Annotated in this window: 23 protein-coding genes; 9 read left to right on the top strand and 14 right to left on the bottom strand. The window is 73.3% G+C overall.

Translation table 11 applies throughout. The features are described 5' to 3' along the window. Positions 1-4: 4 nt before the first annotated feature. Complete coding sequence (locus HF526_RS00620) at positions 5-1177, bottom strand: acetoin utilization protein AcuC (RefSeq protein WP_169379206.1); 1173 nt, start codon at positions 1175-1177, stop codon at positions 5-7. A 70-nt stretch (positions 1178-1247) separates the two neighbouring features. Continuing rightward, a complete protein-coding gene (locus tag HF526_RS00615) occupies positions 1248-2111 on the bottom strand; it encodes a sulfurtransferase (RefSeq protein WP_169379205.1) in 864 nt (287 codons plus the stop codon). Between the two features lie 81 nt (positions 2112-2192). Here HF526_RS00615 and HF526_RS00610 point away from each other — a divergent pair, with 81 nt between their 5' ends. Together HF526_RS00610 and galE are read left to right on the top strand one after the other, a co-directional pair. After that, positions 2193-2924: an iron-dependent transcriptional repressor DtxR gene (locus tag HF526_RS00610; protein ID WP_169379204.1), complete on the top strand. Its 732-nt coding sequence runs from the start codon at positions 2193-2195 to the stop codon at positions 2922-2924. Positions 2925-3040: 116 nt separating this feature from the next. Next, positions 3041-4003 carry a UDP-glucose 4-epimerase GalE gene (gene galE / locus HF526_RS00605; RefSeq protein ID WP_169379203.1) on the top strand — a complete coding sequence of 321 codons (963 nt, stop codon included), beginning with the start codon at positions 3041-3043 and terminating at the stop codon, positions 4001-4003. Here the strand turns inward: galE and HF526_RS00600 are convergent. The 7 genes from HF526_RS00600 to HF526_RS00570 form a co-directional block, all read right to left on the bottom strand. Further along, positions 3978-5120 carry a DUF4192 domain-containing protein gene (locus HF526_RS00600; RefSeq protein ID WP_169379202.1) on the bottom strand — a complete coding sequence of 381 codons (1143 nt, stop codon included), beginning with the start codon at positions 5118-5120 and terminating at the stop codon, positions 3978-3980. The two genes, galE and HF526_RS00600, sit on opposite strands and share 26 nt — an antisense overlap. 351 nt (positions 5121-5471) lie before the next feature. Next, positions 5472-6329, bottom strand: coding sequence for a M23 family metallopeptidase (locus tag HF526_RS00595; RefSeq protein WP_169379201.1), 858 nt, complete (start codon positions 6327-6329; stop codon positions 5472-5474). A gap of 523 nt (positions 6330-6852) precedes the next feature. Further along, a complete protein-coding gene (locus HF526_RS00590; protein ID WP_169379200.1) occupies positions 6853-10338 on the bottom strand; it encodes an indolepyruvate ferredoxin oxidoreductase family protein in 3486 nt (1161 codons plus the stop codon). A 72-nt stretch (positions 10339-10410) separates the two neighbouring features. Next, on the bottom strand, positions 10411-11328 hold the full coding sequence (locus HF526_RS00585; protein ID WP_169379199.1) for an IclR family transcriptional regulator: 918 nt from the start codon (positions 11326-11328) through the stop codon (positions 10411-10413). A gap of 7 nt (positions 11329-11335) precedes the next feature. Continuing rightward, entirely contained in the window at positions 11336-12430 is a 1095-nt protein-coding gene (locus HF526_RS00580; protein ID WP_169379198.1) for a histidine phosphatase family protein, read from the bottom strand. A gap of 40 nt (positions 12431-12470) precedes the next feature. Next, positions 12471-13400 carry a catechol 2,3-dioxygenase gene (locus tag HF526_RS00575; RefSeq protein ID WP_169379197.1) on the bottom strand — a complete coding sequence of 310 codons (930 nt, stop codon included), beginning with the start codon at positions 13398-13400 and terminating at the stop codon, positions 12471-12473. Between the two features lie 16 nt (positions 13401-13416). Then, entirely contained in the window at positions 13417-14331 is a 915-nt protein-coding gene (locus HF526_RS00570) for a catechol 2,3-dioxygenase (RefSeq protein WP_169379196.1), read from the bottom strand. Between the two features lie 158 nt (positions 14332-14489). Between HF526_RS00570 and HF526_RS00565 the strand changes: the two genes are divergently transcribed. The 6 genes from HF526_RS00565 (at position 14490) to HF526_RS00540 (ending at position 18509) form a co-directional block, all read left to right on the top strand. Further along, entirely contained in the window at positions 14490-15257 is a 768-nt protein-coding gene (locus tag HF526_RS00565) for a hypothetical protein (protein ID WP_169379195.1), read from the top strand. Between the two features lie 110 nt (positions 15258-15367). Next, on the top strand, positions 15368-16168 hold the full coding sequence (locus HF526_RS00560; RefSeq protein ID WP_169379194.1) for an IclR family transcriptional regulator: 801 nt from the start codon (positions 15368-15370) through the stop codon (positions 16166-16168). A 183-nt stretch (positions 16169-16351) separates the two neighbouring features. Continuing rightward, positions 16352-17149: a 2-keto-4-pentenoate hydratase gene (locus HF526_RS00555; RefSeq protein ID WP_169379193.1), complete on the top strand. Its 798-nt coding sequence runs from the start codon at positions 16352-16354 to the stop codon at positions 17147-17149. Then, positions 17149-17913: a 2-keto-4-pentenoate hydratase gene (locus tag HF526_RS00550; RefSeq protein ID WP_169379192.1), complete on the top strand. Its 765-nt coding sequence runs from the start codon at positions 17149-17151 to the stop codon at positions 17911-17913. Before HF526_RS00555 ends, HF526_RS00550 begins: the two co-directional genes overlap by 1 nt. Before the next feature lie 15 nt (positions 17914-17928). Then, complete coding sequence (locus tag HF526_RS00545; RefSeq protein ID WP_169379191.1) at positions 17929-18132, top strand: 2-hydroxymuconate tautomerase; 204 nt, start codon at positions 17929-17931, stop codon at positions 18130-18132. Beyond that, the gene (locus HF526_RS00540; protein WP_169379190.1) at positions 18129-18509 is read left to right on the top strand and encodes a Rieske 2Fe-2S domain-containing protein; all 381 of its coding nucleotides are present in this window, start codon (positions 18129-18131) and stop codon (positions 18507-18509) included. The genes HF526_RS00545 and HF526_RS00540 overlap by 4 nt, the downstream gene beginning before the upstream one ends. 306 nt (positions 18510-18815) lie before the next feature. On the opposite strand, the gene HF526_RS36065 is transcribed toward HF526_RS00540, so the two are convergent. The 5 genes from HF526_RS36065 to HF526_RS00510 all read right to left on the bottom strand — a co-directional run bounded on the left by HF526_RS36065 (position 18816) and on the right by HF526_RS00510 (position 23710). Next, positions 18816-19328, bottom strand: a complete 513-nt coding sequence (locus tag HF526_RS36065; protein ID WP_275403841.1) for a UGSC family (seleno)protein — start codon at positions 19326-19328, stop codon at positions 18816-18818. Then, entirely contained in the window at positions 19325-20800 is a 1476-nt protein-coding gene (locus HF526_RS00525; RefSeq protein ID WP_169379188.1) for a thioredoxin family protein, read from the bottom strand. The genes HF526_RS36065 and HF526_RS00525 overlap by 4 nt, the downstream gene beginning before the upstream one ends. 9 nt (positions 20801-20809) lie before the next feature. After that, positions 20810-22090, bottom strand: coding sequence for an aminotransferase family protein (locus HF526_RS00520; protein WP_211176573.1), 1281 nt, complete (start codon positions 22088-22090; stop codon positions 20810-20812). Positions 22091-22205: 115 nt separating this feature from the next. Continuing rightward, positions 22206-22451, bottom strand: coding sequence for a hypothetical protein (locus tag HF526_RS00515; protein ID WP_169379187.1), 246 nt, complete (start codon positions 22449-22451; stop codon positions 22206-22208). Further along, complete coding sequence (locus HF526_RS00510) at positions 22448-23710, bottom strand: Rieske 2Fe-2S domain-containing protein (RefSeq protein WP_169379186.1); 1263 nt, start codon at positions 23708-23710, stop codon at positions 22448-22450. The genes HF526_RS00515 and HF526_RS00510 overlap by 4 nt, the downstream gene beginning before the upstream one ends. Before the next feature lie 78 nt (positions 23711-23788). On the opposite strand from HF526_RS00510, the gene HF526_RS00505 reads away from it, so the two are divergent. After that, the gene (locus HF526_RS00505; protein ID WP_169379185.1) at positions 23789-24583 is read left to right on the top strand and encodes an IclR family transcriptional regulator; all 795 of its coding nucleotides are present in this window, start codon (positions 23789-23791) and stop codon (positions 24581-24583) included. The last annotated feature ends 18 nt before the right edge of the window (positions 24584-24601 follow it).

Below are 24601 nucleotides of genomic sequence, written 5' to 3'. Positions count from 1 at the left end.
CCGTTCAGTCCCGTGGGTCGTCGGGATCGAGGCCGTGCAGGGGGAACACAGCACGCCGGACGTCGATGATGCTCGCGTCGACGCGCTCGCCCGCAGCATCGCCCCACGCCTCGTGGGACGTGTCCTGGCCGTCGGTCATCGCGACCGGGAGCGGCTGGCGGGTCAGCCCGGCGGTGTGGGCCACCCAGTCGGCCGGCAGCGGACGCTCCGGCGCGATGTCCCGGTCCAGCGCCGTGGCCAGCAGGTGCGTCCATGACCGCGGCACCACCCGGAACAGCGAGTAGCCACCGCCACCCAGCACCAGCCACTTGCCGCCGGCGACGCGGCCGGCGAGCTCGCGCAGGGTCCGGTAGATCTCCCGATGGCCGTCGACGGAGAGCTCGAGGTTGGCCAGCGGGTCCTCGGCGTGGGTGTCGGCGCCGCACTCGGTGACCAGGATCTGCGGCTGGAACGACTCCAGCAACGAGGGCACGACGGCGTGGAACGCCCGCAGCCAGCCGGCGTCCCCGGTCCCCGGAGGGAGCGGGACGTTCACCGCGAAGCCGACGCCGTCGCCCTTCCCGTACTCCCCCGGCCAGCCCGTTCCCGGCCACAGCGTCAGCGGGTGCTGGTGCATGGAGATCGTCAGCACCCGCGGGTCGTCGTAGAACGACGCCTGCACGCCGTCGCCGTGGTGCACGTCGACATCGACGTAGGCGATCCGCTCGTAGCCCTGCTCCAGCAGCCAGGCGATCGCCACCGCGCAGTCGTTGTAGACGCAGAACCCGGCGGCGCGGTCGGGCATCGCGTGGTGCAGCCCGCCGGCGATGTTGACGGCGCGGTCGGCCCGGCCCTCGGCGATGGCCTGCGCCGCCAGCAGCGAGCCGCCCGCGATCAGCGCACTGGACTCGTGCATCCCGAAGAAGATCGGGTTGTCCTCGGTGCCCAGCCCGTGCCCGACGCCGAAGGGCGCCTCCGGGGCCGACTTCACCGCCGTCAGGTACGACGGGGCGTGCACCCGCATCAGCTCGTCGTCGGTCGCGGGCTGCGGGGCGAGCGTCTCGATCCCGTCGAGCACTCCCAGCTGAGTGGCCAGCCGCATCGTCAGATCCAGCCGGACCGGGTTGAGCGGATGGTCGTCCGAGAGCTGGTAGGCCAGGAAGTCCGGGGTCCAGACCACTGCCGTGCGGGGGCTCATGCCCGTCGACCGTAAAGGATCGGCGGGCCTGCGTCCCGTCGTCGCCGCCGGATCGGCGACCGCCGGCCCGTCACGGCCGCTCCCCGGTGGCCGCGGGGCGGTCCGGGTCGGCGCTCCAGTTCGACCAGGATCCGACGTAGAGTGCGGCCGGGCGGTCGGCCGGTGCGACCCCGGCGTGCTCGAGCGCGAGCACCAGCGCCGCCGCGTTGACGCCGGACCCGCAGTAGGCGCCGACCGGCACGCCGTCGCCGACGCCCAGCTCCGCGAACCGGGCCGCGAGCTCCGCGGGCGCGAGCCAGCGCCCGTCGGGGCCGACGTTGTCGGTGGCCGGGGCGTTGCGGGCGCCGGGGATGTGCCCGGCCCGCGGGTCGACGGGCTCTGTCTCTCCCCGGTAGCGCGCCCCCGCGCGGGCGTCCAGCAGCACCCCCGAGCGGGCCAGCTCGGCCGCGGCGTCGGCGTCGAGCACCGGCATCGACCCGGCGTGCACGACGACGTCGCCGAGCGCCGGGTCCACCGGTTCGTCGGACACCGGGTGGCCCCCGGCCACCCAGGCCGCGTAGCCGCCGTCGAGCACCGCGACCCGGTCGGCCGGGAACCCCGCCCAGCGCAGCAGCCACCAGGCGCGGGCGGCCACCGCTCCGTTACCGTCGTCGTAGGCCACCACCTGCGACTGCCCGGACACCCCGGCGCGTCGCAGAACCGCCTGCAACTGCTCCGGTGCCGGCAGCGGATGGCGGCCCTCGGGGCCGGGCGGTCCGGCCAGCTCGGTGTCCAGGTCGACGTAGACGGCGCCCGGGATGTGGCCGGCCGTGTGGTCGGCCCGGCCGGGTGGTCCGCCCAGGCGCCAGCGCACGTCCAGCACCACCGGACGCCCGTGCGGGTCCGGTCCGGTCAGCTTCCGGGCCAGGTCAGTGGGTGTGAGCAAGGTGGTCACGCCGTCCATCCTGCCCGGGGATGCTGATCCATCGCCGCAACGTTGCACGGCTAGTATGGGACGAGACCGAAGGGGCCGGCCGTGAACGAGCTCATCGACACCACGGAGATGTATCTCCGGACCATCTACGAACTTGAAGAAGAAGGCGTGGTTCCGCTGCGCGCCCGCATCGCCGAGCGGCTCGGGCAGAGCGGACCCACCGTGAGCCAGACCGTGGCGCGGATGGAGCGCGACGGCCTGGTCGTCGTGGCCGGTGACCGGCACCTCGAACTGACCGACACCGGACGTGGCCGCGCGGTGGCCGTGATGCGCAAGCACCGGCTCGCCGAGCGGCTGCTGACCGACGTGATCGGGCTGGAGTGGGAGCTCGTGCATGCCGAGGCGTGCCGCTGGGAGCACGTCATGAGCGACGCCGTCGAGCGCAAGCTCGTCGAACTCCTCGACAACCCCACGATCTCCCCTTACGGAAACCCGATTCCGGGACTGAACGAGCTCACCACGACACCGAAGGCGAGCGAGGGCACCACCACCACCGCGGTGTCCGCCCCGCCGACCCTCGAGGTGGGCCTGCAGCGGCTCGACGAGTTCGCCCGCCGTGGTGGCGGCAAGGTCGAGGTGCGCCGGATCGCCGAGCACGTCCAGGTCGACGCGGAGCTGATGGGTGAGCTGAAGGGCGCCGGCATCGTCCCCGGCCGCGACGTCGATGTCCGCGCCATCCCCCGCTTCGGCGACCCGGTGCCGGTCCTCGCGGACGGCGCCGAGGCCAGCGTGGCCCCGCTCATCGCGCACGCCGTGCTGGTCCGGGCCCGCTAGCAGCTCTCCCCGGCCCGGGCCGGGGCCTCCCCGGGGACGGGCGCCGGCACGGCACGTGAGAGCGTTCGGGCGGCGAATCCGTGATGGTGCACAGACACCCGCCCGAGGAGGACCACGTGAAGCTGCTCGTCACCGGTGGCGCAGGCTATGTCGGCAGTGTGTGCGCGGCGCACCTGGTGGAGGCCGGGCACGAGGTCGTCGTGCTCGACGACCTGTCGACGGGGCACCGCGACGCCGTGCCCGACGGCTGCAGGTTCGTGGAAGGCGACCTGGCCGAGGCGGCGGGCGGCGTCCTCGCCGAGGGCTTCGACGGCGTGCTGCACTTCGCGGCCCGCTCCCTGGTGGGCGAATCGGTGCAGCGGCCCGAGCTGTACTGGGAGGGCAACGTCATCGCCTCGCTGCGGCTGCTGGAGGCGATCCGCGAGCACGGCACCCCGCGGCTGGTGTTCTCCTCCACCGCCGCCACCTATGGCGAGCCGGAGCAGGTGCCGATTCCCGAGGACTCCCCCACCCGCCCGACCAACCCGTACGGCGCGAGCAAGCTCGCGATCGATCACATGATCACCTCCTACGCGGCCGCGCACGGCCTCGCCGCGGTCAGCCTGCGGTACTTCAACGTGGCCGGAGCCCACGGTCGGTACGGCGAGCGGCACGCGGTGGAGACCCACCTCATCCCGATCGTGTTGCAGGTGGCGTCCGGCCAGCGCGACGCCGTGCAGATGTTCGGCGACGACTGGGACACCCCGGACGGCACCTGCATCCGCGACTACATCCATGTCGACGACCTCGCCGACGCGCACAAGCTCGCGCTGCAGCACGCCGAGCCCGGCCGGCACGCCATCTACAACCTCGGCAGCGGACAGGGTTTCTCGGTGCGCGAGGTCATCGAGGCCTGCCGCACGGTGACCGGGCACCCGATCCCCGCGGTGACCGCGCCCCGCCGCGCCGGTGACCCGGCGGTGCTGGTCGCCTCCAGCGCCCGGGCGCAGGCCGAGCTCGCCTGGCGGCCGCAGCGCACCGACCTGACCACCATCGTCGGCGACGCCTGGCGGTTCACCCAGGACCGGCTCCCGGTCTGAGTCCGGCGCCGGTCCGGGCGCCGGACCCGCCCGGCCTCGGCGGGCCGGCCTCGCGCAACCAGCGGCGCACCTGGTCGGGACCGAGTCCCCGGGCCACGGCCTCGCCGAGGACCCTGCTGAAGCGGTGCCCCGGCCACGCCTGCTGGGCCCGGTCGAGCGCGACGTTGACCAACGCCCCGTCGCCGCGGACCAGGGCCGCCACCGCGAGCAGGGTGGCCGGCTCGGCGGCCTCCGGGTCGGGGGTCTCGCGGGTCAGCGCCGCCCACAACTGCTCCGCCGCTGCCGCCCGCGGACCGTCGCAGCCGGCCAGCGCGATGTCCCGGATGGCCGGCACGCGCAGCGCGGCGGCCAGCGCGAGCACCGTGTCGTCGTCACCATCGTCGAGCGCGAGCCGCCCGGCCGCCGCGGCGTCGAGCGCACCCTGCAGCGCCGCGTAGTGCACCGCCAGCTGCTTGGACCCCACCGGGCCGTCCGGATCGCCGGCATCGGCCGCCTCCGCTGCGGCGTCGAGCGCGCGGTCGAGCAGCGCGTCCCGCCGCCGCAGCCGCACCGGGTCGGCCGGAGCCACCTGCCGCTCGAGTTCCGCGCGGTCCCGATAGACGACCTGCCCCACCGCGACAGCCGCCGCGGCGACCGGCGTGGACGCGGGGTCGGGGAGCAGCCCGGAGCACCCGCACGCCGCGTAGCACGCCCATGGGGAGCCGGCGGCGGTGTCCCGGGCCCACAGCGTGCTGTACACCTCCACCCCGGCGGCGGCCAGCTCGTCCGCCATGGCCGCGGCGACGTCGGAGCGCGGGAGGCCGTCTGCGCCGCCTCCGGGGCCTCCACCCAGCACGATCACCGCCGCTCCGGCCGGGTCGCCGGCGAGGATGCTGTCGGCTGCGGCCCGGCAGACCGGGCCGGCGTCGTCCGGCGGGGGCAGGTCGACCCGCAGCGTCAGCCCGATCCGGCGGCCGGACGAGCCGCCCGTACCGATCACGACCAGCGAGTCGCGCGGGTGGAAGCCCAGCAGCACCGGGACGACGGCGACCAGTTCGCCGGGATCCCGGACACGGGCGGTGACCGGGCCGTCGGCGGGCCGGACGGAAGCGGGATCGGGAGTGGAGGAAGATGCCATGCCCGCAGCCTGCGCGGGAGTGGGGGACGCAACCAGCACGGCACCGGTGGCCTGTGCACAACGGGCGCGGGCGGCCCGCCGGAGCAACCGGATCAGGCCTGCTGTGGATCGAGGAGCGACGATGGGCCGGAAATGTCGGATTCCGGTGGTAGCCTCCCGGGCCTTCCGGCAGGCTGCCGCGGCGGCGAGTCATGCCCGGCCGTGCGGGACGGTCGTCGCTTCGGACGCTGCCGGGCGGGCACGGGTTCGGCAGGAACCCGCCGATCACGCCCACATCGGACGGACGAACACGAGAGACCGCGCCGGCGCCCATGTGGACACGGCGGCGACCGTCGGGACGGACGACCGGAGCTAGACGCCGATGCCGCGCGCGGCGAGCCAGGGCTGCGGATTGATCTTCTGCCCGCCCGGCGTGATCACCTCGAAGTGCAGGTGCGGGCCCGTGGACTGGCCGCGGTTGCCCACCTCGGCGATCACCTGGCCGGCGTTGACCTTCTCACCCACGTTGACCAGCGAACGGTTGATGTGGCCGTACACGGTGACGGTGCCGTCGGCGTGCTGCACCCGCACCCACAGTCCGAACCCGGACGCCGGCCCGGAGCTGATCACGGTGCCGCCGAGCGGGACGTGGATCGGGGTGCCGATGGGGGCCGCGATGTCGACGCCGGCGTGCAGCACGCCACCACGCATGCCGAATCCGGAGCTGACCTGCCCGACGACCATCTGCACGGCCCGGCCCACGGCGCCGGTCACGGCGGCCGGTTGAGCCGTCGCGGCCTGCGCAACCGTGGCAGCCTCGGCGACCTTCGCCGCCTGCACCGCCTTCGCGGCATCGGCGGCCTTGCCGGCCACGTCCGCCGCCTGCTGGTGCAGGTCGAGCGTCGTGAGCAGAGCGGCGGCCGTCCCGGCGGCGGGCGCGGGCGCGGCCGCGAGCTGCGCCATGTCCGCACCGTTGACGGTGCCGTCGACCGCGCCGGGGGCGGCCGGTGCCGCCCCGGACGGCGCGTCGGTGTGCTGCGCGCTGCCGAGGCTGAACACATTCGCACTGTCGGCGATCGCGGGCAGCGCTGCGGGGAAAGCGGCGTGACCGCCGGCGGCGACCGCACCACCGGCGACCACGGTGGCCAGCACGCGGGTGCGCAGCGGGCCGGGCAGGAGGTTGGCCGCGAGGGCTGCCGACCGGTGCGTGCCGCCGGCCCCCGCTGCCATGCTCAGAGCAGGCAGCGGGGGCCCGTGGTACGCGTTACGGCCACTGGGGGAGCGGTGCCGTGACACGACCTTTCCTTCCGGATCCCTCGACACGGCGGACGTCCCGTGGGGAAGCGGGAAGATCGATCGGGGTTCGATCCGAGTCCGGTTCGTGACCGTGCCGTTATGTGATCCGCAGGGGACGTTAGCGAGCGAACCCCTGCCGAGGACAATCCGAGCCGCACGAAGGAGGTCACCGGACCGGTGGACGCGACGAGCGGCTACATCGGCGCGTCTGCGCGACACGCCGGACGATTTCCCAACCGCTCACCGCAGTGACTGCCCGAGAACCCGATGGTGGCAACGTCTCGTGGCGAACCCGTCACTGTACGTCGGCATCAGGACGTGGTCGTGCGACGACCACCGGGCCGCGGCGCGCCGAACGCACACCCGGGCGTGATCAAGATCGGCGCTCCCGGACAGCGTCAAGCCCGGCGGCGCGGATCACAGCCACGCCACCGGGCTCGGTGAAGACCGTCCCCGGCTATCCGACGCCGAGTTCCGCCAGGCGGGCCCGGTAGCGCCGGACGCCGGCGAGCTTGACGCCCTCGTAACCGCGGATCAGGTCCGGGGCGTCGGCGGCGGCCACCGCGGTCGCGTAGCCGTCCGCCGTCAGGCCGGACGCCAGCCGCAGCACCATCGTCCGGTACTCGTCGCGCAGCGCCCGCTCCAGCCGCCGGATCTCGGTGCGGCCGAAGGGGTCGAGCGGGGTCCCGCGCAGGACCTTGCCGCGGGCGAGCGTCCTGAGCACCGGTCGCATCCACGGCCCGAACGCGATCTTGGAGTCCCGGCCCATCGACCGCAGTACCGGCGGGTGCAGCCGGTAGCGCATCGTCGCCCCGCCCGGCACCTCCGCGGCGAGCTTCGCCTCGAAGGCCGGGTCGGTGAGCAGCCGGGCCACCTCGTACTCGTCCTTGTAGGCGGTCAGTTTGTAGAGCCCGCGGGCCGCGGCCTCGCTGAACGCGGTGTCGTCACCGAGGCCGCGTTCCGCCCGCCAGACCGCCAGCACGTCGGCGACGTAGGCGCGCGCGGTGCGCTCGTTCTGGAACCCGACGAGCTGCGCGGCCCGGATCTCGGTGAGCCTGCGGGTCTCCCCCGCCAGCTCGCCCAGGTCGATGCCGGCGGGCAGCACCGGCGCGGTCGCGGCCGGCGCTGTGGGCCCCGCGCCCGCCGCCACGGCGGCGGCGAAGGCGTCCGGATCGGCGACGGCGACCCGGCCCCAGCGGAACGCCGCGGTGTTCGCCGCGACGGCCACACCGTTGAGCTCGATGGCCCACTCGATCGCGTCGGCCGACAGCGGCAGCGCCCCGGCCTGGTGCGCCGCGCCGACGAGCAGCAGGTTCGCCGGCATCGTGTCGCCGAACAGCGCCTGCGCGGCGGCCTGCGCGTCCAGCTCGACGACCTCGCGGCTCACGCCGGCGATCCGCTCGACCAGCGCGCGCACATCGGGTGCGGCCACCGAGGCGTCGCGCACCATGGACCCGGTCGGGATCGGACTCGTCGAGACCACCGCGACGGTGTGCTCGGGCGAGGCGTAGCCGAGGTTCTTGGCGTCCGCGCCGACGAGCACGTCGAAGGCCAGGTAGCAGCCGGCCTGGGCGGGACCGACCCGGTTGGCCGGGCCGAGCGTGGCCTCGTCGGTGGCGACGCGCAGATGCGACACCACCGGACCGGCCTTCTGCGACAGCCCGGTCTGGTCCACCCCGTGCACGGCCAGCCCGTCGCGGACCGCGGCCGACCCGAGTACCTGGTTGACCGTGACGATGCCGGTGCCACCGATGCCGGCGAGGAACATGTCGCGGGTACCGGTGAACGCCGGGCGCGGCACGTCGGGCACCGCGGGCGGTTCGGGACGCTGCGCCGCCGGGCGGGCCGGCGCGGACGCCGTCCGCGAGCCGAGTGGTACCTGCACGGTCACGAACGAGGGGCAGTCCCCGTCGAGGCAGCTGTAGTCGGTGTTGCAGGAGGTCTGGTCGATGCGGGTCTTGCGGCCGAACTCGGTCTCGGTCGGCTGCACGGACAGGCAGTTGCTCTTCACGCCGCAGTCGCCGCAGCCCTCGCAGACCGCCTCGTTGATCACGACGCGGGTCGGCCGGATGGGCAGCGAGCCGCGCTTGCGCAACCGCCGGGACTCCGCGGCGCAGCGCTGGTCGTAGACCAGCACCGTGACGCCCTCGGTCTCGCCCAGCACCTTCTGCGCCTCGTCGAAGCGGTCCCGATGCCACAGCGTGACCCCGGACGGCAGCGGGTCGAGACCGGAGTAGCGCTCGGGTTCGTCGGCGCACACGATGATCTTCGCGACGCCTTCGGCGAGCAGCTTGCGGGTGAGCGCCGGGACCTCGAGCCCGCCCTCGGCGTCCTGCCCGCCGGTCATCGCGACGGCCCGGTTGTAGAGCAGCTTGTAGGTGATCGACACCCCGGCGGCGACACAGGCCTGCACGGCGAGCTGGCCGGAGTGCGCGAACGTGCCGTCGCCCATGTTCTGGTACATGTGCCGGGCCTCGGTGAAGGGCGCCTGGCCGATCCACTGAGCGCCCTCGCCGCCCATCTGCGTGATCGAGGAGACCTCGCTGGTGGGCCGGTGGGTCAGCGCGACCATCGCGTGGCAGCCGATCCCGCCCCCGGCGACGGCGCCCTCGGGCACGATCGTGGACCGGTTGTGCGGGCAGCCCGAGCAGAAGTACGGCGTGCGCGCGACGGGCAGCAGCTCCAGCTTCGGGGGCTCACGGCGGACCGGCTCCAGCTCGACCCGGCCACGCAGCACCCGGCGCAACGGCCCGGCCAGGGCGCCCGCGGTGAGCTCGCCGGCGATGGGTATCAGCGGGGCGCCCTCGGCATCGGCCGACCCGATGACCGCCGGGGCATCGGCCAGCCCGTACAGCACGTCGCGCACCGCCGACTCGACGAACGGGGTCTTCTCCTCCACGACGAGCACCGTGTCCAGCCCGGTGGCGAACTCCCGGAGCAGGTCGCGCTCGATGGGGTGGATCATCCCGAGGCGCAGCAGCGTGATGCCGGCGCGGCGCAGGCCGTCGTCGTCGAGGCCGAGGTCGCGCAGCGCCTGCCGGACGTCGGTGAACGCCTTGCCGCCGGCCACGATGCCCAGCCAGGCACCGGGCGTGTCGACCTCGACGGTGTTGATCGGGTTCGCGGCCAGGAAGGCGCGCAGCATCGCCCAGCGCGGCCCGTACATCTGGGCCTCGGCCTCCAGCGCCGCGGGCGGGACGAGCATCGGCATCTGCTGGTAGGCCCAGGGCCGGCCCTCCCACTCCAGCTCCGGGACGGTGATCTCCACGTCGCCGCAGTCACCGTCGACGGTGTAGATGCCGTCGGCGACGTCGGCGGTGATCTTCATGCCGACCCACATGCCCGATGCCCGGGACATCGCGACGCCGTAGCGGCCCAGCCGGACGATCTCCTCGGCGCTGCCGGGGTAGAGCACCGGCAGCCCGTAGCCGGCCAGCGTGCGTTCGCTGATGCACGGGATGGTGGAGGACTTGCAGCCCGGGTCGTCGCCGGCCAGCACCAGTACGCCGCCCTGCGGATGGGCACCGCACATGTTGCCGTGACGCATCGGATCGCCCGCCCGGTCGACGCCGGGTCCCTTGCCGTACCAGACCCCGACGGCGCCGTCGACGGTCCGCCCGTGCCCGGGGACCTCGACCTGGCTGCCCCAGATCGCGGTGGCGGCGAGCTCCTCGTTCACGCCCGGGACGAACGTGAGCCCGGCGGTCTCGACCAGCTCGGGGGCCGCGGCCAGCGTCTTGTCGAGCCCGCCCAGCGGGCTGCCCTGGTACCCGGAGACGAACGACGCGGTGCGCAACCCGGCGGCGGCGTCGGCGGCGTGCTGCTCGACGAGCATGCGGGCGATGGCCTGCACCCCGGTCAGCAGCACCGGCCCCCCGCCGGCGCGATATCGGTCGCCGAGCGCGAAGTCGACGGGTTCGGTTCGGGTGTCCTGCAGCGTCATCGCCGGATGCCTCACTTCGCTCGGCTCGTGCGCGGTGAGCGGTGCTCTGGCACCACCTACCGCGCACGGGCGTTACTCCTGGGACCGCTCCAACATCGCGGAGACCGTGGCGGCGGCTCGACGGACACTCTGCACCACGGCGACCTTGCGTGGGCCCAGGACCCGCGGTGTCGCGCCGACCACCGAGATCGCCGCCACCGCGATCCGCCGCCCACCCCGGGTCAGCACGATCGGTGCGCCGACCGAGGACGTGCCCAGCTCGTACTCCTCCCGGGACGCCGCGTAGCCGTCGACCCGGATCTGCCGGAGCACCTGCTGGTAGCGGCCCGGGTCGACGATGGTGAAGGGCGTACGCCGGATGAACCCGCGTTCCATGATCGCCCGCTCCATCGCCGGGTTGAAGGCGGCGATGGCCTTGCCCGCGCTCGACGAGTGCCCGGGTCCGCGGCGGTAGAGCTCGGTGTGGAACCGGGTGCCGGCAGCCGCGCCGTCGAGCCGGTCGACGAACAGCACGTCCGCGCCCACCGGCACGCCGAGCTGCACCGTCTCCCGCAGCACCTCGCGCAGGTCACCCAGGACCGGCAGGGCGAGCTCTCGCAGCATGAGCCGGTCCACCGCGAGCTGCCCGATCTCGAACAGGCGCAGCCCCAGCCGGTACCGCCCGGTCCGGGTCCGCTCGAGCAGCCCACCGGAGGCCAGCGCGGCCAGCATCCGGCAGGCGGTGCTCTTCGCGACGCCGAGCCGCTGCGCGACCTTGGTCGCGCCGAGCTCGGTTTCGGTGCCGAAGCAATCGAGCACCGACATCGCGATGGACACCGACCGCAGCGGGCCGTCCCCGATGTCGCTGCCGGACTCGGCGCCGGACCCCGGGGCTCCCGCCGGCTCGCCGACCGGGCCGTCCGGAACCAGGTCCGGGACGTCCGGGGCGAGCCGCGCGGGATCGAGGATCGGGTCAGCGCCGTTGCTGATGCCGAGGTCCGCCACGGTCATCGGCGGCTCACGACTCCCACTGCGGGAACTCGTCGGGCGGCGGGACGTTCACCTCGGTGACGCGGTTGCGGTAGGACACGAACGCAGTCTGCCCTCCCTCGCGGAGCTTGACGCGGATCTCCTCGGTGTTCAGCGGTTCACCCGGGTCGTAGCCGTGCGCCCACGTCGCGAACGCGCGCATCGGCCCGGAGTGCGTGGCCGCGACGATCCGCCTGTGGTCCGGTGACTCCGCGATGAGCCGGTGGAACCCGCGCCAGAACCGGCGCACGCAGAGCGCGGGCGGCTCGAAGTACATCAGCGGGATGGTCAGCCACATCTGGATCGGGTCGGCGCCGCCGAGCTGAACCCGGTAGAAGCGGTCGATCTCGACCAGCCAGCGCGGCCGGTCCCCCACCGCCATCCGCTCGAGCTTCTCCATCGTCGACTGGTACTGCCGGAACGCCGAGGTGACGTCGCGCAGCCCGTCGGGGGTCCAGACCCCGAAGTTGCGCAGCTCGGGGATCGGCTCGGGCTCGGACAGCTCGACATCGTGGCCCCACATCTGCAGGCCGTCGGTCGCGCCGCGGTAGATCTGCTCGGCAGTCTGCCGGGCCCGGTTGGTGTTCGCGCAGACCAGCCGGACCTTGTCCCCGGAGTCCCACCGCCGGGCCAGTTCGTGCCCGCGGCGGTGGGCCTGCCAGCCGCCCATCGGGGTCAGCCCGGCGTCGGTGGAGTAGCCCTGGGTGACGCCGTGCCGGATGATCGAGATCTCGCAGATGATCTTCTCGGAGACCCGGCGCTCCATCGGCGCCGCGATCTCCTTGCCCCGGGTGGCCTCGGCCAGCTCCGGGCTGAAGGTCGCCCCTTCGTACTCGACGCGGTGGGCCGGCGCGGCCGTCGTCGCGGCGCGCTCCCGGAACCGGCGCAGGTACAGCGGCGTGGAGTCGGGGCGAGTACCGGGACGGGCGTCGGGCCCCTCCGGCGCGGCGAGCACGCCGGCGCCGTTCGCCGAGCCGTTGGTCGAGGCGGCCTTGCCCCGGCTGCCCTGGCGCTCGCGGTAGCGGGCCAGATAGTTGGGGGCCTCGTAGCGGTCGATCTTGCGCGCGTCCGGGCGCTCGGTCATGACTGCACCTCCGCGGGAAGCAGGACGTCGGCGGGGGCGGTCACGAGTGCACCGTGAAGAAGCGCTCGTTGACCTGGCGGTGGTAGTAGAAGATGGCGCGGCCCATCTCCTCTTCGGTCCAGGTGATCGGCTCGAAGTCCGGGTCCACCCAGTAGCCGCCGGTGAACAGCTCGTTGCGGTTGCCGACCGGGTCGAAGAAATAGGTGGTGTAGCCGCGGGTCACGCCGTGCCGGGTGGGCGCGACGTCGATCGTCACGCCGTGATAGGCCAGCGTGTCGGCCGCCTCCCGGATGCCGTTCCAGTCGTCCATCCAGAACGCGAAGTGGTGCAGCCCGCCGTTGGGACCGGTGATCACGGCGATGTCGTGCGGGGTGTGGCTGTGCTCGAGGAACGTCGCGAGCTGGTGGCCGTCGTTGGCAACGATCTGCTCGGTGAGCCGGAACTCCAGCAGCTCGATGAAGAACCGGGTGAACTCCCCGACGTCCTCGGCCATCACGAACACGTGGTCCAGCCGCGGCGGCGCGATGCCGACCAGGTCCTGCGGCCGGGGCGGCGGGTTGGTCATCGGGAGCATGTTGCCGACCCGCTCCATCCCGTGGACCAGCTCGACGAGGTGGCCGGACGGCGAGTCGAAGCGGATCGCCTCGCCCCAGCCCGGGCCCAGCTCGCGGGCGGCGTAGCGCTTGACCGGCACGCTCGCCGCCTCGAGCTTCTCGGTGAAGTAGTCGAGGTCGGCCGCCTCGGCGACCTTGAACGACATGTGGTCGAGGCCGTAGGTGGGTGCCTGGCGCAGGACCACCGAGTGGTGCTCGCGCTCGTCCCAGCACTTGAGGAACACCCGGTCGGCGCCGTCCTTGACGTCGCGCGCGGTCTCGATGAGGCCCAGGACCTCCGTGTAGTAGGCGGTGCACAGTTCGAGGTCGGGAACGCGCACCTCGACGTGCTGCAGCCGCAGGATCCGATCCGGCATGGCGGGTGTCCCTTTCTTAGGTGTGCATCCGCAGGAAGCGCTGGCTGACGACGTTCTCGTAGTAGAAGAGTCCCTTTCCGAAGTTGTCCTCGGTCCAGGTGATGATCTCGGTGTCCGGGTCCACCCAGTAGCCGCCGGTGAAGACTTCGTTGCGGATGCCGAGCGGGTCGAAGAAGTAGATGGTGTTGCCCCGGGTGATGCCGTGCCGGGTCGGACCCTGGTCGATCTGCACGCCGTTGTAGGCGAGGGTGTCGGCGGCCTTGCGGATGTGGTCCCAGTCGTCGAGCCAGTACGCCCAGTGGTGCAGCGCGCCGTTCGGGCCGTTGACGATCGCGATGTCGTGCGGCGAGTTCGTCCGGCCGGCCAGCCACACGCCGAGCTGGTGGCCGTTGCCGTCGAGCACCTGCTCCGTCATCCGCAGGCCCAGCACGTCGATGAAGAAGCTGGCCGACTCGGCGACCTCCTCGGCGTTGACCAGCATGTGGTCCATCCGGGGCGGCGCGATGCCGGGCAGGTCCGGCGGCGGGACCGGCGAGGGGTTGCGTTTGCCGAGCATGTTGCCGGTCTTCTCGATGTCCCAGACCAGCTCCATGATCTGGCCGGAGGGGACCTCGAAGCGGATCGACTCGCCCTGCCCGACGGCCTCGCCCCTGGACACCCGGCTCGTCGGGCAGCCGTAGGCCTCGACCTTCTTCTCGAACTCGTGCAGGTCGTCCTCGGCTTCGACGCGGAAGGTGAAGGAGTCCAGCCCGGTGCGCGGGTGGTAACGCATCCGCAGCGAGTGGTGGTCCTCCTCGTCCCAGCACTTGAAGTAGACGGTGTCGTCGGTCCGCTGCACCGTCTGCAGGCCCATGACCTCGGTGTAGTAGGCGGTGGCGAGGTCGAGGTCCGGAGTCCGGACGTCGATGTGGGCCAGCCGGAGAATCCCCACGGCAATCAGCTCCTGGTGTCGCGTGGCAGATGTCGTGTCGGGTGCAGGGCGCGGACGATTCGGTCGTGTCGCTGCGCCTTGACGCGTCGACGCTAGCCCGCTTAGCGTTCCGGAAGGAAGAGCGGCTGTTCCAGATATCAGAACGGCAGGAGGGCGAGATGCCCGATCCCCAGACCCCTCGCGAGCAGGCCGGTCCCCCCGGGCCCGAGGGCATGCGCGCGGCCGTCGCCGAGTACGTGGCCGCGTTGCACCGCGCCTACCTCGCCCAGGCGGACACCTTTCCGCCCGCGATCCGCGGCCGGATGCCGCTGCTGGCCACCGGCCGGCCGGTGCGGGTCGCCGCGGTCGGGGTGCGCAACCTGCACCTGCTGGCCACCCGCGAGGATCTCGGTCCGCTGCGCGGCCAGGAGGTCGAGCTGGCCGGCGAGCTCCCCGGGCTCAGCTGGACGCTGCGGTTCTACGACCCGGTCGTGGTGCCCGCGCTCGGGCTCGTCGACGAGTCCGCCGCTCCCGCGTACGAGGAGGTCAAGCACGCGCTCGGGCTGACCACGGTGGTCTACCACGTGGTCGCCCAGCCGGGATCGGGGTTGACCCCGCACCACGCGGGGCACGTCGGGTCCGGGCTGGCCAGCGGGCACTCCGCGGCCGCGCGGGACTTCGAGACCATCCGCAGCCGGGTCCGCGGCCGGGAGCGGCTGGTCGACGAACTGGTCGGCGCGGCCTCGGCCGGACTGCCCCGGGCGCAGGCGCTGCTGGCCCGCGCCATCGCGCCTCGTGACGAGGCCGTCGCCGCCCTCGCCGACTCCCCCGACCCCGACCCCGACGACGTCCGCAAGGCGCTGCTCGCGTCGGTCGGCGGGCGCCGGGACTGGACGCCGCGCCCGCCCGCCGAAGCGGCGGAGACGTCCGAGACGCCGGCGTCATGACCGCCGACGCACTCCCTCCCGCGGAGGCGGGGTCATGACCGCCGACGCACTCCCTCCCGCGGAGGCGGGGTCATGACCGCCGACGCACTCCCTCCCGCGGAGGCGGGGTCATGACCGACGCGACGCTGTCCACCGTCCGCAACGCGGCCCGGCTGCTCAAGGCGTTCCTGACCCGCGAGGAGTCGCTCGGGGTCTCCGAGCTGGCCCGCCGGCTCGACCTCGGCAAGTCCAACGTGCACCGGCTGTTGTCGACGCTGGTCGCCGAGGGCCTGATCGAGCAGGACGCGCGCACCGGCGGGTACCGGCTCGGCATCGTCATGTTCGAGCTCGGTGAGGCGGTCAAGGTGCACCTGGACCTGCACGCCGCGGCCGGGCCGGTGCTGGCCCAGCTGCGCGAGCAGACCGGGGAGTCTTCGCAGGTCGGTGTGCTCGACGGTGACGAGGTCGTCTATGTCGACCGGCTGGAGAGCGCGCACTCGCTGCGGCTGTTCACCGAGACCGGGCGCCGGGTGCCTGCGCACTGCACCAGTTCGGGCAAGGTGCTGCTGGCCCACCGCCCGGACGCCGAGCGGGAGGCCTACCTGGCCCGCGACACCCTGACCCGGCTCACCCCGCACACGATCACCGACCCGGCCGTGCTGCGTGACGAGCTCGCCACCGTGCGTGCCCGTGGCTGGGCGGAGGCGATCAACGAGCGCGAGGTCGGGGTGGCCTCGATCGCCGCCCCGATCCGGGACATCCACGGCGACGTGGTGGCCGCGCTGAGCATCGGGGCGCCGGTGGCCCGGTTCGGCGCGGTGCCGCGCCGCCGGCACGCCCGCGCGCTGGTCGAGGCGGGCGAGGCGGTGTCCCGCCGCCTCGGCTGGTCGCCGGAGACGACCGCGCTGCTGCCCCGGGGCCGGGAGGCGTGAACACTCGCCGGTGCTCACGAACGGCACGTTCGTTCAATAGGTTTGAACGAAAGTGCCGTTCGTGACAACGGGAGAGGTTCCGGCCTGGAACCGGCGTTCCGCCGAGCGGAACGCCGGCGGTGACGGGAGCAGCCCGTCGGACCACGATCACGAACGAAGCCCGACGACGAGGAGAACCCACCGATGCCCGTGACCGACGCGCCCGCGAAGGCGCAGGCGCTCTACGACGCCCGCCGGACCCGGGTGCCCATCCCGCCCTTCACCGACGACGACCCGTCGCTGGGCATGGCGGACGGCTACGCGGTGCAGCAGGAGCTGATCAAGCTGCTGCTCGCCGACGGTGACCGGATCATCGGCTACAAGGTCGGTCTGACCTCCAAGCCGATGCAGAAGATGATCGGTGTCGACTCTCCTGACTACGGCCCGGTCCTGTCCTCGACCGTCTACCGCGACGGCGACACGATCCCGCTCGGCCGGTTCATCTCCCCCAAGATCGAGGCCGAGATCGTCTTCGTGCTCGGTGAGCGGCTGCAGGGGCCGGGCGTCACCGTGACCGACGCCCGCCGCGCGATCGCCGGGGCCGTCGCCGGGCTCGAGATCGTCGACTCGCGGATCGCGGACTGGCGGATCAAGCTCGCCGACACCGTCGCCGACCTCGCTTCGAACGGCGCGACGGCCACCTCGAGCAACGTCGTCCCGCTGGACGGGATCGACAGCCGGCTGGTCGGTATGACGCTCACCCGCAACGGCGAACTGATCGACACCGGCGCCGGCGCCGCCGCGCTGGGCGACCCGGTCGCCGTGGTCGCCTGGCTGGCGAACGTGCTCGGCGAGAACGGCGTCGCGCTCGAGCCGGGCCACCTGATCATGACCGGCGCGCTGCACGCCGCCGTACCGATGAACCCGGGCGACGTGTTCCGGGCGGAGTTCGACCGGCTCGGGCCGGTCACCGTCCGGGTGGCCGCCGGAGAGGATTCCTGATGGCGATCAACACCAGCGACCTCGCCGCCCGGCTGAGCAAGGCCGTCGCCGACCGCACCGCGATCGACCAGCTCTCCGACGAGGTCCCCGACCTCGACCTCGCCGCCGGTTACGCCGTGCAGCGGGTGCTGCGCGACGCGGCCGGGCCACTCGTCGGCTGGAAACTCGGGGTGACCTCTCGGGCCAAGCAGGCCCAGGTCGGGGTGAGCAGCCCGGTCTTCGGCTTCCTCGCCGGGGCGAACGCACTCGACCTCGGGGAACCGCTGGACACCTCGGCGCTGATCCAGCCGCGCTGCGAACCCGAGATCGTGTTCGTGCTCGGCCGCGACCTCGCCGGCGCGCACGTCACCGCCGCCGACGTGATCGCCGCGTCCTCCGGGGTCGCCGTCGGCATCGAGGTGCTCGACTCCCGCTACCGCGACTACCGGTTCACGATGGCCGACGTGGTCGCCGACAACACCTCCGCCGGGCGGTTCGTCGTCGGCACCCCGGTCCCGCCCGCCGGGATCGATCTGCGCCTGGTCGGCGTCGTGCTGGAGAAGAACGGCGAGGTCGTCGCCACCGCCTCGGGCGCGGCTTCGCTGGGTCACCCGGCCGCCGCCGTCGCCTGGATGGTCCGCACCATGGCCGCTGACGGCGAGGGCCTGCGCGCCGGCGACGTCGTCCTGTCCGGTGGGCTCACCGCGGCCGTCCCGGTCGCCCCCGGCGACGTGGTGGTCGCCTCGATCGACCGGCTCGGCACCGTCGAGCTCGGCTGCCGCTGACGAAGGAGGACGACGATGCCGTTGATCCAGGTCACCATCGGCCGGGGCCGCAGCCCGGAGCAGCTCAACGCGCTGGGGCAGGCCATCACCGACGCCGTGGAGTCGTCGATCGGGGCGAAGCGGGAGTCGATCCGCGTCGTGCTGACCGAGTGCGAACCGGAGCACTGGTTCGTCGGCGGCGAGACGCTCGCGGAGCTGCGGGCGTCCGGCCGGCGGTGACCCTGGTCGCGCTCGACGCGCCGGCCGGCACCACGGCCGGCGCCCGGTCCTGGGTGGTCAGCGCCGCCGACGGTCGCCGCTTCGCCGTGTTCCGCACCGGCGACGACCAGGGTTACCGGGTCACCGACGCCGTCTGCCCGCACAACCGCGGGCCGATGGAGCAGGGCTGGTTCCGCGACGGGCAGATGATCGTCTGCCCGTGGCACTGGTACCGCTTCGACGCCGAGACCGGGGAGTGCGACACCACCCCGCAGTACCGACTGGGCGTCTACCCGGTGCTGCAGCGCGACGGCCGGTGGTTCGCCGACGTGGGCGAGCCGCCGGCGCCGCGGTCCTGGGCGGAGCGGCTGCGCGCGCACGCCCGCGGGGAAGGCTGAACCGGCGCTCACACCGGGACGGCCTCGATCACCGGGTGCGGCCCGGGGCACGTGCGAAGCAGTCACCGCCCACGACGGTGCAGCGCTCGTCGACGCCGGCAAGCACCGGGCCCGATGCGGCGGCGACCTCGGGCAGCTCGGACAACATGCCCGCAGACCGGGGTGGCCGCCGTGGCCGATCCATCGCCGCGCCCGACGAGCTCTTCGAGCAGGTAAGGACCGAACTGCTCCCCCAGCGCCCCCGGTCAGCGCGATCCCCCCTGAGCTGATCAGCCCGGCGACGCCGGATGGCCGGTACGCCGCGGTTCACCCGGTGACGGCGGCGAGGATCATCTCCAGGGCCTGCTCGGCGAGTTCGCGCATCTCGGCGTCGGTGCGGTCCTGGATGGGGTGCGGCACGAACACCGCGGGCACCCGCGCGTAACCCAGCGCGCGGGCCTGCGCCGCGGCCGCCGCGACGAACTCCGAGGAGGCGACGAACGCGGCGCGCACGCCCTGGCCCTCGAGGGTGACGAAGTCGTGCACACTGCACGACGTGCACGAGCCTCAATCGGCGAGGGCCTCGATCACCACGTCGCACTCCGCGGCGATCTCCCGGCGCAGGTCCGGCGGCATCGGCTTGGCGAACGTCGGCTTGGCGTAGCGGCGCACTGCCACGCCCTGCGCGGCGAGCAACTCGGCCAGCCGGTCGAGGAACACGTTCCCGCGGGCCTTGGAGATGTCGAGCAGCCCGACCCGCGCGCCGTCCAGCGACGCCGGCCGTGGCAGCGGCTCGCGCTGCGCCGGGGCCCGCTCGTCGGTCGGGTCCAACACGATCAGGCCCACGGGCCCACCTCCCTGGTCACCGGCTGGCTGCCGCCGGGGCCGCCGACCCAGCCGCCGATCACCGTCGAGAACATCCCGGCGCCGCCGCCGGCGTAGGCGATCAGCAGCCCGCCCGGGCGGAACTTCGGCACCGGGGCAGTCGCGGCCCCGGCCGGTAGGCCCTCCTCGATGCCACCGGCGCCGCGCTCGATCTCGGCCGGGTCGAGGGCCAGCAACTCGGCCAGCTCGGCCGCCAGCCGGTCGCGCGACCAGCCGGCCTCGGCGAACACCCGGCCGTGCTCCGGGCAGACGACCAGCGTCGCGTCGAAGGCCAGCGGCAGCTTGGGATGCGCGACCGACCGCAGTCCGGCGGCCAGCGAGCGGGCCAGCGACTCGGGTGTGCGCGAGATCTGGTCGGCGAGCCCGCGCGGGCCCTCCGCGGCGAACACCGTGACCGCCGAGGTACCGGGCGCGACCCCGCGGGACACCGACAGCGGCTCCCACGGCGAGCCCGCCTCGTCCTCGGCGAAGCAGAAACCGATCTTGCCGGGGTGCCCCATCGTCGCCCGGTCCACCTCACCGGGCCGCCCGCCGCCAACGTTGCGGATCACCAGCTGCAGCGCCCGGCCGATCGTGGCGTTGGCCCGGTTGCCCTGCCCCAGCGCGTTGCCGCCGGCGTTCATCCCGATCTCCCGCGCGACCGGGCCGTTGACGATGATCGCCGGACCGGCGCCCCAGGTGGTGGCGAGCAGACCGTGCGCGTTGAACTCGTCGGTGCAGGCGGCCTCGACCGCGGCCAGCACCACCGGCAGGTACTCCGGGCGGCAACCGGCGAGCACCGCGTTGATCGCCACCTTCTCGACCGTCGCCTCGACCAGGTTCGGCGGGATCACGGCCACCGCTTCGTCCGGCGCGCGGGCGGTGCCCTCGAGCATGCGCAGCACCCGGGCCGGGGTCGGGGCGACGACCGGGAGCCCGTCGGACCAGCCCCGGTCGAACAGCGCCTCGGCCTCGTCCTCCAGCGCGGCGATCTCCAACCGGCGCGCGGACAGCGTGCCGCCACGGGTGCGGACCAGCAGTTCCTCGGCGACCTCCGGGTCGTGCGTGCGGGAGCCGCAGCCGGGCCGGTACTCGGGCAGGTCGGGGCCCAGCCCGCCGACCCCGGCGAGGGCCTCCCACTCGTCGCGCAGCCAGCCCTCGGTGCGTGCGACGACCGCGCCGTCGGCGAACCGCAGCAGCGTCGGCACGGTGTCGATGCCGAGCGCGAGGCTCACATCGAGCGCGGTGTCGTCGCGGACGTCGCCGACCCCGGCCGGGAACCCGGGGTCGTCCTGGGTGAAGACGGTCAGCGCCGGGCCGAGCTGGGCCAGCACCGGTTCGACGAGCCGGCAGGTCGGGCAGTCCTGCTTGACCACGGCGACCAGACCGTCGCGCGGCAGCCCGGCCGCGTCCGTCACGTCCCCAGCGGGCGCGGCCGACTCTGACATGCCGGGATGCTAACCCGCCGCGTCGAGCAGACGGAGCAGATCGGCGGCCAACCGGCGCAGCTCCTCGGCGGTGACGACGAACGGCGGTGAGATCTGCAGCGTGTCACCGACGATCACCCGGGTCACGTAGCCGGCGTCGACCGCGGCCTCGGCGACCGCGGTCGCGGTGTCCGGGTCGTTCAGCGCGACCCCGGCGAGCAGCCCGACCGGGCCGCGGACCTCGCGGACCAGCGGGTGCGCCGCCACCGGGGCGAGCGCATCGGCCAGCACCGGCTCCATCGCGGCGACGTGGCCGACCAGCCCTTCGCGCTCGATGATGTCCAGGTTGGCCATCGCGGCGGCGCAGGCGGCCGCGTGCCCGGAGTAGGTCAGCCCGTGCTTGAAGTCGGCATCCCCGGTCCAGTACGGCTCCCAGATCGGCGGGGCGGCCACCACCGCGCCCAGCGGCAGGTAGCCCGAGGTGATGCCCTTGGCCATCAGCACGATGTCGGGCTCGACGCCGTAGCGCCGGCAGCCGAACAGCTGCCCGGTGCGGCCGAAACCGGTGATGACCTCGTCGGCGATGAACAGGATGTCGTTGTCCCGGCAGATCTCCGCGACCCGGTTCAGGTAGCCGGGGGCGGGCGGGACGACCCCGCCGGTTCCGATCACCGGCTCGGCGATGAACGCGGCGATCGTGTCCGCGCCGTGCCGGGCAATGGTCGCTTCCAGTGCGTCGGCGTCGTTGGGCGGCACCCGCAGCGTCTCGCGGATCAGCTCGCCGTAGCCGACCCGGTTCGCCTCCAGGCCGGCGATGCTGGTGCCGAACGCGTGCAGTCCGTGGTAGGCCAGCTCCCGGCTGATCACGGTGCGCTTGCCGGACCGGCCCTGCAGGTCCCAGTGCCGGCGGGCCAGCTTGCCCGCGGTGTCCACCGCGTCCGACCCGCCGCTGGTGAAGAACACCCGGCCGTCGGGCAGTGGCGCCATCGCGGCGACCCGCTCCGCGAGGTCGAGGGCGACGTCGTTGGTGTAGCGGCCGAAGGAGTGGAAGGTCTCCAGCCGGCGCATCTGGTCGGCGACCGCGTCGGCGATCTCCGCGCGGCCGTGCCCGACGTTCGCGTACCAGAGGGCCGCGGTGGTGTCGAAGAGCTTGCGGCCTCCCGTGTCCCAGACGTAGCAGCCCTCGCCGCGGGTGATCACAATCCGGTCGGTGCCGACGGCGGGCATGCTCGCCTGTGCGTGCCACAGCCGCCCCGGCGGCAGCGTGCTGCCACCGGCCCGGCTCCCACCTGGTTGTCCCTGCCCGCTCATCCGATCCCCCCGAGATCGTCGTCATGCCGTCCGGGGACGACGATCTGCCCGCCGGGCGCGCGCGTCAACCGCGCGGCCCGGCGCGCCGGCGGTCCGGGGCCCGGTGGCCGAGCGGTCAGTGCTCCGGTTCGTGGCCGAGCACGCCGGAGCCCGACGGGATCACCTCGCCGGTCCAGCCGCAGCCGCCGCACCAGCAGTAGAACCGCCGGTCCTCGGCCTCCCAGAACTCGGTGACGATGCCGGATCCGGCCAGTTCGCCGGCGCAGCGCGGGCAGAACCGCGGGGCATCGCGCCGGTGCGCCTCGGCGTCGGCGGCGAAGCGCCGGTCCACCAACGTGTGCCCCGCGGGTCGCCCGGTCACTGCGCAGCTGCCGCCTTCTCCGAGGCGACCTTGTCGGCCGCGCTGATGTGGATCTTCTTGATGGTGTCCAGCATCGGGGAGAACCGGCTGGAGCCCATGTCGCAGAAGTCCAGCGCGAACTGCGCACCGGCGTGGAACTTGTCCTTCTCACACGGCAGGTCGATGCGCTCGTGCTTCTCGCGGATGGTGCCGAGCGGGTCCAGCCCCTTCGCCACCCGGTCCATCTGCTCGCGGAACATCTTGCGCAGCATGGCCACGCCGATGTCGCTGCGCCCCAGGTGCTCGGTGGTGCGGTCGGTGATCGCGCCCTGCGTCACCCAGGCCATGATGTCCTGGCCCTCGACGTAGTTGGTGACGTGGCGGCCGTGGGCGTCGAGCACCGGCAGCTCGTAGTCCGGGATCACCGGCTGGTCGACGTGCTCGTAGCCGTCGGGGCTGTGCACCGTGTAGAGCATGAACCGGGTGGTCGTGCGGTTGATCGGCACCCGGATCTGCATCTGGTGGATACCGCCGCCGCCGACGCGCATGTTGTACGGGAACACCAGCGGGTGGCCGACCTTCCAGTCGTCGTCCTCCTCGCTCGCCCCCTCGACGACGCGGCGCTTGATGATCCCCCACTCGAACGCGTCGAAGCCGACCTTGACGTGCTTCTTGCCGAACGACGCGGGCGCGGTGAAGCCCTCGTGGCGGCCGACGAACTCGAAGTAGCGCCCGTGCAGGAACTCGACGTGGTGCGGGTCGACCGCGTTCTCCATGATCTGCACGTAGTTGCACGGCAGGTCCGCCCAGCCGATGTCGCGGAAGCCCTCCATGACGTAGGTGTCGAATCGCGGCAGTTCGGGCGCGGGCATCGGGCCGACGTAGGCCCAGATCAGCCCGCCGAGCTCCTCGACCCTGCCCGCCTGCGCCGTGACCCGCTTCTGGAACTGCGTGTTGTCCCGCTCGGCGGGCTGCTCGACGCACTCCCCGTCGGGGTTGAAGACCCAGCCGTGGTACGGGCAGCGCAGGCCGTCGGCCTCGACGACCCCGTAGGCCATCGACGCCTTCCGGTGCGGGCACGGCTCGGGCATGATCCCGTACCGTCCGCTCGGGCTGCGCCACAGCGCGAAGAACTCGCCCAGCAACTCGACCCGCTTGACCGGGAACTCGGCCAGTTCGCGGGTGAAGGCGACGGGGTACCAGTAGCGGCGCAACACCTCACCCATCGGGGTTCCGGCCTCGACCTGGGTCAGCTCGTCGTTCTGCTCGGCAGTCAGCATCGGTGGTGGTCTCCCTCGCTCGGCGGCGGTATCGACGTTATGTAGCGCCGGTCACCGCGAACAAGAGATGCTTCCCGCATGGAGGGAAACCCGCAGCGCCGCCCCGAGCGGCTGTCGTCGGTCCGCAACGCGGCGCGGCTGCTCAAGGAGTTCTCGCACACCGATCGCGAGCTCGGGGTCAGCGAGCTGGCCCGGCGGCTGCGCCTGGGAACGTCCACGGTGCACCGGCTGCTGGCGACCCTCGCCGACGAGCGGCTGCTCGACCGCGGCGCCGCCCCCGGCCGCTACCGGCTCGGCCTCGCGGTCTACGAGCTCGGCGCGGCCGTCGCCCCGCATCTGGATCTGCACGAGGCCGCGCTGCCGGTGATGGCCTCGCTGCGGCACAGCACCCGGGAGACCGTGCACATCGCCGTGCTCGACGGGCTCGAGGTGGTCTTCGTCGAGCGCCTCGAGGGCCTCGAAACCGTCAGCATCTTCACCCGCGTCGGCACCCGGCTCCCGGCGCACAGCACGTCCACCGGCAAGGTGCTGCTCGCCGCGCTGCCCGAGGACGAGCTGCGAGCGCGGATCGAGCAGCAGAACCTGACCCGGCTCACCAGCCAGACGATCGTCGACACCGACGCCCTGATCACCCAGTTGCGGGCCGTCGCCGCCCGCGGGTGGGCGGGCAACGACGAGGAGAGCCGTCGCGGCCTCACCTCCGTCGGCGCACCCATCCGGGACGCGACCGGCACCGTCATCGCCGCCCTGAGCATCGCCTGGCCCACGGGCCGCAAGGACGAGGGCGCGCGGCGCCGGCACACCGCGCTGGTCACCGACGCGGCCACGGTCATCTCCCGGCGGCTGGGCCACGCCGCCCGGGCACGCCGCTGAACGGAACCACCTGCGACC

Origin of the sequence: Pseudonocardia acidicola, assembly GCF_012911935.1 — a bacterium.
Taxonomy (GTDB): Bacteria; Actinomycetota; Actinomycetes; order Mycobacteriales; family Pseudonocardiaceae; genus Pseudonocardia; species Pseudonocardia acidicola.
This window is presented reverse-complemented; position numbering and strand designations above follow the sequence as displayed.